This window comes from Sphingobium sp. D43FB (assembly GCF_002312805.1).
GTDB lineage: Bacteria > Pseudomonadota > Alphaproteobacteria > Sphingomonadales > Sphingomonadaceae > Sphingobium.
The window spans coordinates 187,929-204,516 of record NZ_NMUA01000005.1; the positions used below are offsets into that span (position 1 = coordinate 187,929).

Sequence of the window (16,588 nt, forward strand, 5' to 3'; positions counted from 1 at the left end):
ATACAGCAGGCGGCGAGACGGTAAAGAGGTGCGCGGCGGTCATGATCTGGGTCTGGATTGTCCTTCAGGGACTGACGCTGCTGGGGGTCGTCAATTATTGGCGACATCTGCCCCTCGATCGCCGGGAGGAAAGGCCCGATGGCGTAGTCGTGATCCTGAGCGTGCGCGACGATTGGGACGGCGGTGCGGCGTTGATGGGGCGGTTGGCGGCGCAAACCGCCCCGTTTCGACTGCTGATCGCGACTTCGGGGGCTTGCCCTGCTGCGGAGGCGCTAGTCAGCGAGGGTGTGCAGGTCGTGCATGCTGGCATAGCGACGGACGAGGGGCAGAAGGTCCACAAGCTCCGCGCTGCCTTGCAGGCACTGCGACCCGATGACCGATGGCTGGTCTTTATCGACGCCGATATCGAGCCGCCTGCGCGGCTGGTCGGTCGGCTCCTCTTTCCGCTGGTGCGCGACAAGGCGGATATCGTCACGGGCTATCGGCTGTTGCTGCCGGGGCGAGGATTGATGGCCGCAATGGTCGGCGCGGTCGAGATGCAATTGGCAACGCTGCCGCGTGCCGCGAGTGCGACCATGCCTTGGGGTGGGGCAATGGCGCTGTCTCGCGCGGTGGCGGAGCGGCTGGAGTTGGATGCGGTGCTGGCCGGGCGCCTGTCCGACGATATGGCGATCGGCCTCGCCGGCTGGCGCGCGAAACTGCGACTGCGGCCGGTGCGCGATCTGCTGGTCGCGAGTCCGCTTGACGGACGTGCGGGCGACCTGTTCAGGTTTGGCGTGCGGCAATATAGGCATATCGCCACCAACAATCTGGGCATGTGGGCGCTGGCGACGGCGGTGGTGGCGGTGCAGGCGGGCCTATGGGTGTGGGCGCTGGGCTGGGGCGGCTCAGGAGCGATCGCGATCGGCTATGCCGCGGCCTGGGGCAGGGCAGTGGTGCGGCGGCGGATCATCGCAGCGGTGCTGGAGCCGGACCAGGCAAAGCGCGCCACGTGCTCGCTTTGGTGGGACTGTATCGCGCCCTTTGCCGTAAGCTGGGCGCATCTGGTCGTGCAAGCGATGGCGGCCACGTCCAACCATATACGCTGGGGCGGTTGGGACTATTGGATGCAGCGCGGGAAGGTAGCGCGGATGGCGCGGGTCGCGCCTTAAAAGCCTGCGGGAAAGGAATGGGTGCCATCGTCGCCGATGCGCAGCACGACCTTGCCCGCTACCGCACTGATCGGCAGGTCGGCATAGAGATGCGGGAAGAGCGCACCGCCGCGCGACTCCTCCCAGCGGATCGCCTCGCCAAAGGGGGCGAGGTCGACCATCACCATGACCAGTCGGTCCTGCCCCGCAAAATGTTTGGCGACCGTTTCGGCCGCCTGATCGCGGGTCGACAAGTGGATATAGCCATCGGCCAGGTCGACCGGCGCACCCTTGAAGACGCCATCGGCCTTGAACTGATCATATTGCTCGGCGGTCAATATCTTGTAGGCGAAGAGGTCGCTCACGCCTCTTCGGCCTCCGGCGCGTCTTCATTTTCCTCGATCTTGGCGGCGCTGACGACATGCTCGTCCTTGGCGACGTCGAAAAGGCGCACGCCCGCCGAATTGCGGCCGATGACGCGCAGGCTGTCCAATCCCATGCGAATGAGCTTGGCCTGATCGGTGACCAGCATCAACTGGTCACCCTGGGTTGCGGCGAAGCTGGCGACCACGGGGCCGTTGCGGCCGATATTGTCGATATTGGTGATGCCCTGACCCCCGCGCCCGGTGCGGCGATAGTCATAGGCAGACGACAATTTGCCATAGCCATTGGCGCAGACGGTCAGGATGAACTGCTCCCGCTCACGCATCAGCGCAAACATCGCCTGATCGGCCATCTCGCCTTCCTTCTCCGGCTTCCAGGGAGCGAAGCGCAGATATTCTTCACGCTGTTCCTGATCGGCGCCGGAGCGGTGGAGGATGGAGAGGGAGATGACTTCGTCATCGCCCTTGAGCGTCATGCCGCGCACACCGGTCGAGGTGCGGCTCTGGAATTCGCGCACATCGGTCGAGGCGAAACGGATCGCCTTGCCCTGACGGGTGGCGAGCAGCACGTCGTCGTCTTCCGACAGAAGCGCCACGCCAATCAGCCGATCGTCGCTGCCTTCATCGAAGCGCATGGCGAGCTTGCCGTTGCTCGGCACATTGGCGAAGGCATCCATACTGTTGCGGCGCACCGTGCCGTTCGCCGTTGCGAACATGACGTGCAGATCCTTCCAGCTTTCCTCATCCTCCGGTAAAGGCAGGACGGTCTGGATGGTTTCGCCCGCCGCCAGCGGCAGCAGATTGACCATCGGGCGGCCGCGCGTGGCCGGACCACCTTCGGGCAGGCGCCAGACCTTCATGCGATAGACCTTGCCCGCGGTCGAGAAGAAGAGGACCGGCGTGTGAGTCGAAGTCACGAACAATTCGGTGATCGCATCCTCATCCTTGGTCGCCATGCCCGACCGGCCCTTGCCGCCGCGCGCCTGCGCCCGGAAACTCTCAAGTGGGGTGCGCTTGATATAGCCTTGCACCGTGACGGTGACGACCATCTCCTCGCGCTCGATCAGATCCTCGTCATCGATCCCGTCGGCAGCCGCCGTGATTTCAGACAGGCGCGGTGTCGCGAATTCGCGTTCGATCGCTTCCAGTTCTTCGCGCATCACGGCGTAGAGCTTCACCCGGTCGCCCAGGATGGCGAGATACTCGGCGATGGCTTCGGCCAGACCAGCCAGTTCCTTCCCGATTTCGTCGCGACCCAGCGCCGTCAGGCGATGCAGGCGCAGGTCGAGGATGGCGCGGACCTGCACTTCCGACAGCTTGTAGACTTCACCCGAAATCTCGGTGTCGATGGCTTCGACCAGGCGGATATAATGGGCGATCTCGCTGATCGGCCATTCGCGCGCCAGCAGCTTTTCGCGGGCTTCGGCCGGGCTGGACGAACCGCGGATGATCTTGACCATCTCATCGAGATTGGTGACGGCGACGACCAGGCCGAGCAAGATATGCGCCCGTTCGCGTGCCTTGTTCAGCTCGAACTTGGTGCGGCGGGTGATGACCTCTTCGCGGAATTTGATGAAGGCATCGATGATCTCGCGCAGGCCCAGCAATTCGGGGCGACCGCCGCGAATGGCGAGCATGTTGGCGGGGAAGCTCGACTGGGCAGGCGTGTTGCGCCACAATTGGTTCAACACGACTTCGGGCGTAGCGTCGCGCTTGAGGTCCATCACGATCCGCACGCCTTCGCGGCTGGATTCGTCGCGGATGTCGCTGATGCCTTCGATCCGCTTTTCCTTGGCTGCCTCGGCGATCTTCTCGACCAGGCCGTTCTTGCCGACCTGATAGGGGATGGCGGTCAGGACGATCGATTGGCGATCGCCGCGCCCTTCCTCGATCACATAGCGCGAGCGCATCATGATCGAGCCGCGGCCGGTATGATAGGCCGACTTCGCGCCCGACTGGCCCAGGATCAGCGGGGCGGTCGGGAAATCGGGACCGGGAACAATGGCGATCAACTCGTCGGTCGTGATGCCGGGATTGTCGATATAGGCGAGGCAGGCGCGCAGCACTTCGCCGAGATTATGGGGCGGAATGTTGGTCGCCATGCCAACGGCAATGCCGCCTGCGCCATTGACGAGCAGATTGGGGAAGCGGGCGGGTAGAACCTGCGGCTCATGTTCCGACGCATCATAGTTGGGTGTGAAATCGACGGTGTCCTTGTCGAGATCTTCGAGCAGCGCGCCGGCCACCTTGGCCAATCGCGCTTCGGTATAGCGCATGGCGGCTGGCGGATCGGGGTCCATCGAGCCGAAATTGCCCTGACCGTCGATCAGCGGCACGCGCATCGACCAGTCCTGCGTCATCCGCGCCAAGGCGTCGTAAATCGAACTATCGCCATGCGGGTGATATTTACCCATCACCTCGCCGACGAGGCGGGCGGACTTGCGATAGGGGCGGTTGTAGAGAAAGCCCGATTCCTGGGCGGAAAAGAGAATGCGGCGATGAACCGGCTTCAACCCGTCGCGCACGTCCGGCAGGGCACGAGAAACGATGACGGACATCGCATAGTCGAGATAGCTGGTCTTCATCTCCTCGACGATGGAGACGGGGCTGATGTCCGAAGGGTCGGCGAGGACAGTCTCGTCGGTCAATGCGATTCTCTTTTTTCGATGATGTTGGCTGTGTCCCGCGATCTCTAGCCGAGCGAAACAAATCTGTCACCCCTCGCGCGCAGACACGCGCTCGCGCGGGGGATCAACAAGCCGGGCTGCTATCGCATTGACCTTGCTGGAACGAAGCTGCGGGCATGACAGTTGCAAAATCAGCCGATATAGGCTTGTTCAATGCCCATTCACGCGCCGACCCCTAATCGGCGTTCAACCCCAAAACGCGCCTCTAGCCATCGGCCAGGCGTGCATAGGAGATGAGGATTATGCGTTTTGTTACCCCGTTTGCGCTTGTACTGGCTCTGGCCGTCACCGGCGGTGCCGTTTCGGCCCCTGCTTTCGCCGCCAAGAAGGACAAGAAGGAAGAAAAGGCAGCTGGCCCCAAGCTGAACGTCTCGCCCGAAGTCATCAAGTCGCTGCAGACGGCGCAGAAGGCCGCCGAGGCGCAGGATTTTGCCGGTGCCAAGGCTGCGCTGGCGGAAGCCGACAGCAAAGCCGTGTCGAACGATGACAAATATCAGATCGGTGCCATCAAGCTGAACACGTCGATCGCGTCCAAGGATGCGGCGATGCAGAGCGAAGCGCTGACCCAGATGCTGGACAGCGGTCTGACGCCACCGGAACAGGCCGGACAGTTCAACTCGATCGCGGCGAACCAGGCACTTGATGCCAAGAATTACGACCTCGCCATCCAGCGCGCTCAAGCCGCGCTGGCAGCGGGCGCAAAGTCGGAAAGCGTCAACCCGACCCTGGCGCAAGCTTATTTCGGCAAGGCAGGCACGACCAATGCGACCGTCGAACCGGCTCGTGGCTTCAATGTGCAGGGTCTGAACGCGCTCAAGGCGGCCGCAGAGGCGATGAAGGCATCGGGACAGCAGGTGCCAGCGCAATGGTATCAGATCGGCGTTGGCCGGGCCGAAGCCGCCAAGCTGCCGGACGTCACCGAATGGGCGAAGATGGCCTATCAGGCTGAACCCAGCGGCACCAATTTGCGGACGCTGGTACGCCTGTTCCAGCGCGCCAACCCGAACATTACCAACCGCGAAAATCTGGACGTATTGCGCCTCTTGGCGGCGTCGGATGGTTTGGTTGTCGCTGGTGACTATCTGGAATTTGCCGAAATGGCATCGAAGACGGGCATCTATGGCGAGGTCAAGTCCTCGATCGACCTTGGCCGTTCCAAGAATGTCTTGAACGCTACGCAGGGCGCTGACCTGTATCAGACCGCGACCGGCCGCATCGCGGGTGACAAGAGCACGCTGGGCGCGGCGGAAGCCGATGCTCGCAAGGCTGCCAATGGCAAGATCGCGGCGGCCACGGCCGACGCGTATCTTGGCTATGGCGACTATGCCAAGGCGGCATCGATGTTCGAACTCGCCAAGGAAAAGGGCGGCGTCGATGCCGACGAAGTCAACACCCGCATGGGCATCGCCAAGATGAAGGCGGGTGACAATGCCGCCGCCAAGGCCGCTTTCGAAGCCGTGCAGGGTGGCGCGCGCAAGCAGATCGCCGGTCTGTGGCTGGCCTATCTGGGCAGCAAGGGCGCCTGACCGACGGGCGCGCCATCTCTTGGGGTGGCGCGCCGATCCGGCTTGATGCATAGACGGGATTGAGGCCGGGGATCATCCCGGCAGTGCATGTGGGGAGGCCTGTAAGGCCATGCGGCGATTGACTATTTTGACCTCCGGCCTGTCGGTGGCCCTGACGGCTACCCTGTTGGCCGCAGCACCTGCCATGGCGAAAAAGAAGCTGGTTGTGGCAGGGCCGCCCATCACCATGTCAGACACGTTTCGCGCCGCGTTGCAGTCGGCTGATGCCGCCGTCAAGGCGCGCGATGTGAGCACGGCCAGCGCGCGGATTGGTGCCCTGGTTCCGACCAATGATTTCGAATCCTATGCGACGGCCAGCTTGCGGTATCAGCTGGCAGTGTTGCGGGCTGACGTGCAGGCGCAGCGCATCGCGCTGACCGATCTGTTCAAGACGAGCGCCTTGCCTGCAACGGCTGCGCCGCGTTTGCGCTTTGTCGCGGCCTATCTGTCCTATCAGGTCGGCAATTATGACGATGCCACCGCGCAACTCGATTATGCCAAGACGCTCGGCTATGCCGGGGTCGATGCCACCATGTTGCGCGCCGACATAGCGCTACGCCGTAACAAGCCCAAGGATGCGCGTCGTTTCGTGCAGGAGGCTATCGCCCAGCAGCGCGCGTCGGGTCAGCCCGTGCCGATCGCCTGGACCGACCGCGCCTTGTCGATGGCCTATCAAGCGCGCGATTGGGCTGAAGTCGGGCAACTCTATCGCGATCGTCTGGGGCAGGCGGGCGACAAGGAAGAATGGCGCTCGGCGCTGACCAATTATCTGGCGGCCGGTGACGTCGAGCCGCAATTGCAACTGGACCTCTATCGTCTGCAAGCTGCAAATGGCGCGATGGCGAGCGAACGGGATTATCAGTCCTATGCGCAATTGGCCGAAAAGGCGGGCTATTACGCCGAAGCCAAGGCAATCATCGAAGCGGGGCGCAAGGGCGGCAAGCTGACGCCGACACAGGCAACCACCAGCAAGTTGCTGACCAGCGTTACGCCCAAGGCGACCAAGGAAATTGCTGGCCTGCCCGTGCTGGCCAAGAAAGCCGCCAACGCATCGAGCGGCAAGGATGCGGCATCGCTGGCGGATAGCTATTTCGCTTTGGGCCAATATCCCCAGGCGGTCGAACATTATCGTATCGCGCTCACCAAAGGCGGTGTCGATGCCGGGCGCATCAACGCGCGGCTGGGCGTTGCGCTTGCCCGTTCGGGTGATCTGCCGGGCGCGCAGGCCGCGCTTGGACAGGCGACCGGGGATTGGGCGAGTGTCGCCGGCTTCTGGTCTGTATGGGTCGAACAGCAGAGCCGCAAAGCGGCTTGATTGCGCGCTGCCGGGTCAGACCGGCAGCGGCACCCCCGGCAGATTTTTCGACGTGCGAATGGTCAACGACGTCTTGACGCTCACGACATTGGGCGCGGGCGTCAATTTCGATGTCAGAAATTGCTGGAAGCTCTGCAAATCCTTGGCTACGACCTTCAGGATAAAGTCGATCTCGCCATTCAGCATATGGCATTCGCGCACTTCGGGCAGCAAGGCTATATGGTCCTGAAATGCCATCAGGTCGGCTTCCGCCTGGCTCTTGAGGCTGACCATAGCGAAGACGGTGATGGTGTAGCCCAGCATGCCGGGATCTACCACCGCATGATAGGAGGTGATGGCCCCGGCTTCCTCCAGCGCGCGGACGCGGCGCAGGCATGGCGGGGCGGTCAAGCCCACTTTGCGCGCCAGTTCCACATTGGTCATCCTGCCATCCTCCTGCAGCTCTCCAAGGATCTGCAAGTCGATGTCGTCGATATTCGGCCCGGCCATTATTGTGCTTATTTCCTGTCTTGTTCGAAGCACCCATCATAATAATGTTTCAGAGCAATGCAATTGTCCCACTATGCGACGATCCTTTTTGATCGCGCTGCGTCCCGTCCTTTCCCTTGCGGGGAGGAACGCCTAACGATAGGTCCAATGGACCGCGCGACGCGGATGATGAGGATTTTCGGTGCGTTTTAACGATCTCATGCAAACAGTGCTGGCGGCGGATGACCGTGCGGGACTGGGTGCGGTGACATCCTGGCGCCAATGTGTCGACCTGATGGCGCAGCATGATCGCGCCGACCGCGTGCCCATGGCGGCATCGGATCGGGACATGTTGCTCGATCGCCTGGAAGGGTTGCGCCCTGCCATATCCGAAACGCAGCGGATCGCGACGGTCGTGGAACTTGGGCGACGGCTCCGGTCCGCCAGCCTGGTCGTATTCTTTGCCAAGGACCGTCCCGCGATTGCGGCAGCGGCGATGGCGCGGGCGCAATTGCCCGATGCGACCTGGGCGGAACTGCTACCCCGGCTGACCCCGACCGCACGGGGGGTCTTGCGCGGACGCCGGGATGTCGGCCCGCTGGCGCGCAAGGCGCTGGAAGCCTTCGGCTCGGTTGATCTGGTGCTGACCACCGAACGGCAGGATATGGTCGGCGAGGCCGATATGCTGCTGACACAAGAGATGGCGGCGGAACCGGTTGCGCCGCAGCCATCGGCGGTCGTCACGCCGCTGCGTCCACCCGCGCAGGATCAGGACCAGATCCGCAATCTGGTCGATCGGATCGCCCATTTCACCAGCACGCGCCGACCCATCGGCGTCGCCTCCGCACCCGAAAACGCCCATGCCATCGAAGCGCCGCGCCAATTCGCGTTTGAAACCGACGCATCGGGCATTCTGCTATGGGTCGACCAAGGTCCACGCGCTGCGCTGATCGGGCTGTCGCTGGGTGATGTGGCGCTGGATGGCGGAAGTGGGCCGGACGGCCATGTTGCGGGGGCCTTTGCCCGGCGCAGCGGTTTTCAAAATGGCCGCTTCACCATCGTTGGTGGACGGATGGACGGCGAATGGCGTTTGTCGGCCACCCCCTTTTTCGACCCCCGGTCTGGCCGTTTTCAGGGCTATCGCGGACAGGCGCGGCGGCCCTATCTGCATGAAGTTGCAGCTCAGCCCGAACAGGCCGCCATCAGCGGTCTGTCCTCCGATTCCCTGCGGCAGTTGGTCCACGAACTGCGCACGCCCCTAAACGCGATCCTGGGCTTTGCCGAGATTATCGAGCAGGAATTATTTGGCGCGGCCGGGGTCGAATATCGCGACATGGCGGGCAAGATCGCCGTCGACGCGCGGCATTTGTTGGCCGCGTTCGACGATCTGGACCTTGCCGCCCGCGTATCGCGTGGCGATGGTTCGGGCGCGCCTGAACTGATGGACCCCGATCAGCTGGTGACACAGATCGCGGCGCGGTTCGACGACCAAGCGATAGCGGGTGGATCGGCCATCGATATCGCCATCGCCCCCGCCTTGCCGCACGTGCGGATAGATCCGGTGCAGGGTGAACGCATGGTGCAGCATCTTTTACGCACGCTGATTTCCGTCGCGCCCGCGGGGGAAACGGTGACCGGTGCCTGCTGGTTTCAGCCCGATGGCGGCGCGGGGCGCGTGGTGTTGGCGATTGATCGGCCGTCGAGCCTGACCGGGCTGGATGAAGGGCAATTGCTCGATCCCGGCTATGGTGCCGATGGCGATTGGGCCGATGGCCCGCTGCTGGGCCTGGGCTTTTCTCTGCGGTTGATCCGCAGTCTGGCGGCAAGTTGTAACGGCAGCCTGGAGATCGAACCGGGTCGGTTGCTGCTGGCGATTCCGGCGGCGACGATGGCCGACGATGCGGCCGACCTCGGCTGATCGATCAGGGCAGGGGGAAACCCTATGGCAACCATTGGCTGGTAAAGCGAAGGGCATGAACGCTCATCCCTTCGACGGTAACCTGCTGGATTCACCGCAACCCCAGGACCGGATTGCGCTGGCGCCGGATTTCGGCACGCGCTTCATGCTGTTTGTCGATACCGAAGAGGAATTCGACTGGAACGCGCCGTTCAGCCGGACGGGCCATGGCGTCACGGCATTGGCCGGCATGGCGCGAGGGCAGAGCTATTTCGCGGACGCTGGGGTGAAGCCCGTCTATGTCACCGACTATCCAGTGGTCGATTGCGACGCGGCAGCGGCGATGATGGGCCAATGGGCGAGCGACGGTGCGGCCGACATCGGCGCGCATCTTCATCCCTGGGTCAATCCGCCGCATGTCGAGGAGGTGACGGCCGCCAACAGTTATGCGGGCTCGCTCCCCGAAGCAGTGGAATTGGCCAAGCTGGAAGCGCTCTGCCGCCGAATCGAACAGCGATTCGGACAGCGACCGATCGCTTATCGGGCCGGGCGCTATGGCGTCGGTCCGAACAGTGCGCGGCTGTTGGAAGCGGCGGGGTTTCGGCTCGACAGTTCGGTGCGCAGTCGGTTTGATTATAGCGGCCAGCATGGCCCGGATTTTCGCGGGATGCCTTTGACGCCCTATTGGGCGGGGCCGAACCGGACGTTGGTGGAACTGCCGCTTTCGACCGCTTTCGTCGGGCTGCTGCGCGGGGCGGGGGAACGGCTGTATCGTGCGGCGCAGACGATGGGGCCATTGGCGGGCGCGATGGCGCGGGCACGATTGCTGAGCCGCGTGCCGCTGACACCGGAAGGAGTCTCCGCGCAGGAGGCGATGATGGCCATCGACGCCTTGATGGAAGAAGGCGTGCCATTGCTCAATTTCAGCTTTCACTCGCCCACGCTGGAGCCTGGCCATACGCCCTATGTGCGCGACGAGGCGGATCGGACTGCTTTTTACAGGTGGTGGGACGCGGTGTTGAACCATCTGGCGTATCGTGGCGTTCGCCCGGCGACCCTGAATCAATTGCTGGCTGCTATTCCGATGCGCGCAGAGGCTTGCCAAGCCGCCTGATGCTGCCTAATCCCGCGTTCAGGTGGGGCCTGTAGCTCAACGGTTAGAGCTGGCCGCTCATAACGGCTAGGTTGCGGGTTCGATTCCTGCCGGGCCCACCAACGCTTCAATTCATAGAGCACATATGGTATCAATAAACCCTTCAATTTGAACGGTTTATTGGCTGATGTTTATTCAGATCGTAGCGCGACGTTTCACAATGTTGCGCGCGAATCGGGGTAAAATTGGGGGTAAAAGTAGGCCGGTTTGGGGGTAAAAATGACTCTCACAATCGCAGACATCAAGAACGCAAAAATTAAAGACCGCACTTACAAGCTCACCGACGCGCATGGCCTGTTTCTGCAGGTGTCACCAGCCGGCACAAAATCATGGCGGTTCAGATATCGGCACGGTGGCAAGGAGAGGCTGCTGAGCTTTGGCCGATACCCTCAGATCGGACTCGCTGCAGCACGTGTAGCGCGTGACGATGCCAGAGACCTTCTCTTGGAAGGCAAAGATCCCGTTCTGGAGAAAAGGCGAGAGCGGCAGCGGAAACTGGATGCCGCCGAAGCAACATTCCGCCGGGTGGCCGACGAATGGTTATCGGATCACGCGCCCCTTTGGTCGCTTTCCAACGCGACGCGCGTCCGCAATCGCTTCGAGCGGGATCTTTACCCGGTTTTCGGATCGACACCGATCGGTATGATTGAGAGCAGTGATATCCTTCGGGCGCTAAGGTCCATCGAAGCGCGCGGGTCTATTGAAACCGCCAAGCGGGTTCGGGGCTACGTTCGATCGGTCTTCAGAAAAGCCAAGGGCGAACAACTCGTGACCGTGGCGATGATCATGGAAATCGACGAACTTCGAGATGCTCTCAAGCCCGCACGGCGGGGAAGGAGGCAACCGGCTCTCACGACGATCCCTGAGCTTCTAGACCTCCAGCAATGCGTCGATCGGGCGAAATCCAGCATCGCTATCAAGCTTGCTTCTCGCCTGCTCGCGCTCACGGCCGTTCGAATCGGTGTCCTCAGGGCTGCGCCCTGGACAGAATTTGAGGGCATTGACTGGGCCAAGCCTGATGCCTGTTGCGAAAAGGCGATTTGGCGCATTCCTGCCGAGCGAATGAAACTTGAATTGGAAGACAAGTTCAACCCGGGCTTTGGTCACGACGTGCCGCTCTCTTCGCAAGCAGTCGATGTTTTGCGCGCTATTCGTGTCGTTACCGGAACGAGCCCCTATCTGTTCCCGAATGCTAAGTCCTGGCGCGAGCCGATGACGGATGCTGCAGTGAGCTGCATGTACAAACGTATGGCCAATGGCCGCTTCAAGAATCGCATGGTCCCGCATGGCTGGCGATCGGCCTTCTCGACAATCATGAACGAGCGAGCCGCCGAACTCGAGCGCGACGGCGACCGCGTCATGATCGACATGATCCTGGCGCATGTTCCAGAAGGCGTCTCTGCGTCCGAATGGGCATATAACCGGGCCCGATACCTCAAGCCTCGCCGAGCCTTGATGCAAGTTTGGGCCGACCTGATCACGGCTAGTCTGCGCGAGCCGATGACATTACTCGCGAGGAGATCGACGGGATGATAATCCCCTGTATCCGGAGCGTAGCGATGGGCCGGACACAGAGGCGTATCCGGTTCACACAGCGCGATAGCCCATGGGATTTGCGACGAAGTCGTCAATGTCGCTTTCGTACCAGGCTATGGAACGGGCGCTCAACTTTTCACGCTTCGGAAACTCGCCGCGCAACTCGCGTCGGTAGATCGTGGTCCGTGATAAACCAGTGCGCGCTATCACGGAGCTTATCCTCATGAGACGGTCTTTACGCCGATCTCGCTTGAGTGTGTCGCCTGCGGGTAATCCGATTGCGGGAGTGTCTGACTGAACGGTATTCATGGGCCAACTTCCAAAAAAGTCTGCCCGCCAAAATCAATATGACGCCAGTTGCCGCGGGGTTCAAGGTCGGTTCAATTGCCTCTTGCCACGCGGCCCTGCTACTATCCCCCAAAAGCGGGGTAGCCGGCTGCGCGCGAAGCAAAGAGCCAGGGCTCTTTGGCGAATGCGGTTTGCTGTTTCTCCGCCGCTATTCTGGCGAGAGATCCCGTATAGCGATCAACTGTTTTGACCGTTTGAACAGCCAATTAGTGGAAATCGTGACTCCGGATCGGGAGTAGTTCTTCCTGTTCAGCCGCAGTGCCGAACGGCGGCGATCCTAATGTGCGTCCACGCGGTAAGCTTGGATCGCGGGGGTCCGGGCCGCTGCCATTGCTGGCGCCGTCGCCGCGGCCAGGCGCAACGCTGAACTGCGTCCGACCTATCGAGCGCAGCATATCGTCATGATCGGTGATGCGATCGCAGATGATGTGGATGACCTCGCCCTCCTTTTGCAGCCGGCCGCGCATCGCGATCATCGACGCCGCCATTACTTGGCGGCGGTAAATCTCGAACCGGTCGGGCCAGAGAATGCCGTTGGCGATGCCGGTTTCGTCCTCGATCGTGACGAACAACACACCCTTGGCCGAGCCGGGGCGCTGACGCACGAGAATGACGCCCGCTACCTCGATATTGCGGCCGTCTTTGAGGGCGGGAAGATCACCACAGCGCACGATTTTCATCGCGTCGAGCTCTGCGCGGAGGAAAGCGATGGGATGGCCGCGCAGGGAAAGCTGCAACGAGCGGTAATCCTCGACGACCTCCCGGCCATCGGTCATGGCCTTGAGGGCTACAGTCGGCTCGAGGCCTTCTGGCGAAAATTGTGCCTCGCGCGCGTCCGCTTCTGCGAATAGGGGGAGGGGCGCTTCGCCAAGACCCTTTACCTTCCACAGCCCCTGTCGCCGGCTCTCGGCGATGCAGTGAAAGGCATTCGCTTCCGCCAGGCGCTCGATCGCGGCGCGGGGTACGCCAGCACGCCGCCAGACTTCCTCGACGCTTTCATAGGGTGCCGCACCTCGCGCGCCGGCGATTGCAGCCCCATGAACATTGGCTAACCCTCGCACCTGCCGGAAGCCCAAGCGAACCGCCATATAGCGGCCTCGGTTCGTCTCAAGAGTGCAGTCCCAGTGGCTGTCGTTAATGGATACCGGAAGGACCGCGACTCCATGATTGCGGGCGTCACGGACTATCTGCGCTGGGGCGTAAAAGCCCATGGGCTGAGCGTTGAGCAGCGCCGCGCAGAAGACGTCGGGATGATGATGCTTCATCCAACAGGAGGCATAGGCGATCTTGGCGAAGGAGGCGGCGTGGCTTTCGGGGAAGCCATAGGAGCCGAAGCCCTCGATCTGCTTGAACGTGCGCTCGGCAAAGTCCTTGGGGTAGCCCCGCGCGATCATGCCGCCGACAAGCTTGTCATAGAAATGGCTGACGCCGCCGGTGAGCTTAAATGTCGCCATGGCGCGGCGGAGCTGATCGGCTTCGGCAGGCGTGAACCCCGCGCCGACGATCGCGACCTTCATCGCCTGTTCCTGGAAGAGCGGCACGCCCAGCGTCTTCTCCAGCACGGCACGAAGCTCGGGCTTGGGATATTCGGGCGTCTCCTTGCCCTCGCGCCGGCGAAGATAAGGATGGACCATGTCGCCTTGGATGGGACCTGGCCGCACGATCGCCACCTCGATCACGAGATCGTAGAATTTGTTGGGCTTGATCCGCGGCAACATCGACATCTGCGCCCGGCTTTCGATCTGGAAGACGCCGAGGGTATCGGCCTTCTGGATCATGGCATAGACGTCCGGATCATCATCCTGGAGGTCGGCCATGCCGACCTTGATTCCTTTCCGCTCCTCCAGCAAGTTGAAAGCGCGGTTCATGCAGCCAAGCATGCCAAGGCCCAGCACATCGACCTTCATGAACTTTAGGGCGTCGATATCATCCTTATCCCACTCGATGATCTGCCGGTCTTCCATGCGCGCGGGCTCAATCGGCACGAGATCGTCGAGCCGGTCTTGCGTCAGCACGAATCCACCCGGATGCTGGGATAGGTGGCGCGGCGTGCCGATCAGCCTGCGGGACAAATCCAGCGTCAGCCTCAGGCGATGGTCGTCGGCGTTGAGATTGGCACTGGCAATCTGCTTCTCGCTGATACCATCCATAGACCAGCCCCAGACGAGGCCGGTCAGCATCTTTGTGAGATCACGCGGAAGGCCGAGCGCTTTGCCGACCTCGGCGACCGCGCCGCGCGTGCGATAGCGGGTGACAACGGCCGTCAGTGCCGAGCGGTCGCGGCCATAGGTCTCGTAGATCCACTGGATGATCTCCTCGCGCCGTTCATGCTCGAAATCGACGTCGATATCGGGCGGCTCCTTGCGTTCACCTGAGACGAAGCGCTCGAAGAGCAGTTCATGCTTGATCGGGTCGATCGAGGTGATGCCAAGCATATAGCAAACGCAGCTGTTGGCGGCGCTCCCGCGCCCCTGACAGAGGATGCCGCGCCTACGGCTTTCGATGACGATCGCATTGACCGTCAGAAAATAAGGGGCGTAGCCAAGCTGGTCGATGAGCCGAAGTTCATGGTCGATCTGGTGACGATATTTTGAGGGCAGGCCAGCCGGAAACATCGCGGCTGCCGCTTGTTCGGTGAGGTCCGCCAGAGCCTCCTGCGCCGTGCGATATGGCGCGGCGATCTGGATGAGAAGTTTCCGTCAATCAGGATGAGAACTGATCGTCGCGGTTTTCAAGTGGTGCCTGCTTTGATTGACGCTGGCAAGCGCTACTCGCAGGTTTGATTGTCGCTGCGCGACATTTCCTCGTTGGACTTGATTGTCGCGAAGGTCGGTGGCCGACCAGCGCGTGATTGTCGCTGGATCGCCGAGCGGCGGCGGTAGCTCTCGACATTCATCTCGAAGATTGTCGCGTGGTGAACGAGGCGATCTACGGCGGCGAGCGTCATGGCGGGATCGGGGAAGACCCGGTTCCATTCACCAAAAGGCTGGTTGGCGGTGATGAGCGTGGAACGCCGTTCGTACCGTGCGCTGATCAACTCGAACAGGACGGACGTTTCAGCCTGATCCTTGGTCACATATGCGAGGTCATCGAGGATCAGCAGATGATATTTGTCGAGTTTGGCTATCGCGGCTTCGAGCGCCAGTTCACGGCGGGCAACCTGAAGTTTCTGGACCAGGTCGGAAGTGCGGGTAAACAGGACGCGCCAGCCATTTTCGATCAACGCAAGGCCGATTGCGGCTGCCAGATGGGTTTTACCCCCACCCGGTGGACCAAAGAAGATGAGGTTGGCGCCTTTTTCGAGCCAGCCATCACCAGAACACAGCGCCGTCACCCGGGCGCGGGAGATCATTGGCACTGCATCGAAGGCGAAGCTGTCGAGAGTCTTGCCAAGTGGCAGGCGGGCTTCGCCCAGATGCCTTTCGATCCGGCGTCGGTCCCGTTCTGCGATCTCATGCTCAGCGAGCGCCGCAAGCAGGCGGGCCCCAGGCCAGCCTTCCTTGTCTGCCCGCGTGGTAAAGTCGGGCCAGATCAGTTTGATTGCTGGCAGGCGCAGGTCGTTGAGGATGAGGCTCAGACGCTGGGCGTCGATAGCGGGTGCGTTCCGGCTCATGCGGCTTCTCCCGCCAGGAGAACATCATAGGTGACAAGGGGGACCAGTTCCACCACCACGTCGGGAAGCGCCGCCGGATCGGGAGCGAAGCGTATTCGCAAGGCATCCATGTCGGGGAGACGGTTAGCAGCCACGTCGGCTGCCAGCAGTTCCGCGAGTTCGGCTTCGCAGGCTCGCTCGTGCGCCATTGCCAATAGCTCTACCATCTGCCGACAAGCGATCCGTTCAGGCAATGCGGCGATGAGCCGGTCGAAGGTCTGACGATAAGGTTCCCTTGGGAAGAGCTGGTCACGATAGACCAACTTCAGGAGCGCCATGGGTTTGCGCCGCAGGCTATGGATGACGTGCCGATAATCGACCACATGGCCGTGGGAGCCGTTATTGAACGACCGCCCCCGCGGCAATGTCATGAGGTGAGTGCCGCCGATGAACAGATCGAGGCGATCATCGTAAAGCCGAACGCGCAGCCGATGCCCGATCAGCCGTGAGGGCA

Annotated in this window: 11 protein-coding genes, 1 tRNA gene and 2 pseudogenes; 7 read left to right on the plus strand and 7 right to left on the minus strand. The window is 62.0% G+C overall.

Translation table 11 applies throughout. The features are described 5' to 3' along the window. Positions 1-41: 41 nt before the first annotated feature. A complete protein-coding gene (locus tag SxD43FB_RS06815) occupies positions 42-1,151 on the plus strand; it encodes a glycosyltransferase (RefSeq protein ID WP_096061525.1) in 1,110 nt (369 codons plus the stop codon). Here the strand turns inward: SxD43FB_RS06815 and SxD43FB_RS06820 are convergent. After that, on the minus strand, positions 1,148-1,495 hold the full coding sequence (locus tag SxD43FB_RS06820) for a DUF952 domain-containing protein (protein WP_096061526.1): 348 nt from the start codon (positions 1,493-1,495) through the stop codon (positions 1,148-1,150). The two genes, SxD43FB_RS06815 and SxD43FB_RS06820, sit on opposite strands and share 4 nt — an antisense overlap. After that, entirely contained in the window at positions 1,492-4,161 is a 2,670-nt protein-coding gene (gyrA, locus tag SxD43FB_RS06825) for a DNA gyrase subunit A (protein ID WP_096061527.1), read from the minus strand. Before gyrA ends, SxD43FB_RS06820 begins: the two co-directional genes overlap by 4 nt. Before the next feature lie 281 nt (positions 4,162-4,442). Between gyrA and SxD43FB_RS06830 the strand changes: the two genes are divergently transcribed. Further along, positions 4,443-5,726 carry a hypothetical protein gene (locus tag SxD43FB_RS06830; protein ID WP_096061528.1) on the plus strand — a complete coding sequence of 428 codons (1,284 nt, stop codon included), beginning with the start codon at positions 4,443-4,445 and terminating at the stop codon, positions 5,724-5,726. A gap of 109 nt (positions 5,727-5,835) precedes the next feature. Then, positions 5,836-7,080, plus strand: coding sequence for a tetratricopeptide repeat protein (locus SxD43FB_RS06835; RefSeq protein WP_096061529.1), 1,245 nt, complete (start codon positions 5,836-5,838; stop codon positions 7,078-7,080). Positions 7,081-7,095: 15 nt separating this feature from the next. On the opposite strand, the gene SxD43FB_RS06840 is transcribed toward SxD43FB_RS06835, so the two are convergent. Then, positions 7,096-7,569, minus strand: a complete 474-nt coding sequence (locus SxD43FB_RS06840; RefSeq protein WP_037473801.1) for an Lrp/AsnC family transcriptional regulator — start codon at positions 7,567-7,569, stop codon at positions 7,096-7,098. A 181-nt stretch (positions 7,570-7,750) separates the two neighbouring features. On the opposite strand from SxD43FB_RS06840, the gene SxD43FB_RS06845 reads away from it, so the two are divergent. The 4 genes from SxD43FB_RS06845 (at position 7,751) to SxD43FB_RS06860 (ending at position 12,131) form a co-directional block, all read left to right on the plus strand. Next, the gene (locus SxD43FB_RS06845; RefSeq protein ID WP_176482687.1) at positions 7,751-9,466 is read left to right on the plus strand and encodes a HAMP domain-containing sensor histidine kinase; all 1,716 of its coding nucleotides are present in this window, start codon (positions 7,751-7,753) and stop codon (positions 9,464-9,466) included. Between the two features lie 55 nt (positions 9,467-9,521). Then, complete coding sequence (locus tag SxD43FB_RS06850; protein ID WP_096061531.1) at positions 9,522-10,559, plus strand: polysaccharide deacetylase family protein; 1,038 nt, start codon at positions 9,522-9,524, stop codon at positions 10,557-10,559. Positions 10,560-10,584: 25 nt separating this feature from the next. Then, positions 10,585-10,660, plus strand: a tRNA-Ile gene (locus SxD43FB_RS06855). Positions 10,661-10,817: 157 nt separating this feature from the next. Beyond that, complete coding sequence (locus tag SxD43FB_RS06860) at positions 10,818-12,131, plus strand: integrase arm-type DNA-binding domain-containing protein (protein WP_096061532.1); 1,314 nt, start codon at positions 10,818-10,820, stop codon at positions 12,129-12,131. A gap of 54 nt (positions 12,132-12,185) precedes the next feature. Here SxD43FB_RS06860 and SxD43FB_RS06865 read toward each other — a convergent pair whose 3' ends face one another. The 4 genes and pseudogenes from SxD43FB_RS06865 to SxD43FB_RS06880 all read right to left on the minus strand — a co-directional run. After that, positions 12,186-12,443: an AlpA family phage regulatory protein gene (locus SxD43FB_RS06865; RefSeq protein ID WP_096061533.1), complete on the minus strand. Its 258-nt coding sequence runs from the start codon at positions 12,441-12,443 to the stop codon at positions 12,186-12,188. A gap of 245 nt (positions 12,444-12,688) precedes the next feature. Further along, positions 12,689-15,148 (minus strand): annotated as a pseudogene (locus tag SxD43FB_RS06870) (error-prone DNA polymerase); the annotation flags it as partial. A 101-nt stretch (positions 15,149-15,249) separates the two neighbouring features. Further along, positions 15,250-16,095: an IS21-like element helper ATPase IstB gene (istB, locus tag SxD43FB_RS06875; protein WP_096061534.1), complete on the minus strand. Its 846-nt coding sequence runs from the start codon at positions 16,093-16,095 to the stop codon at positions 15,250-15,252. Continuing rightward, positions 16,092-16,588: pseudogene (locus tag SxD43FB_RS06880) on the minus strand (IS21 family transposase); the annotation flags it as partial. The gene istB and the pseudogene SxD43FB_RS06880, both read right to left, overlap by 4 nt.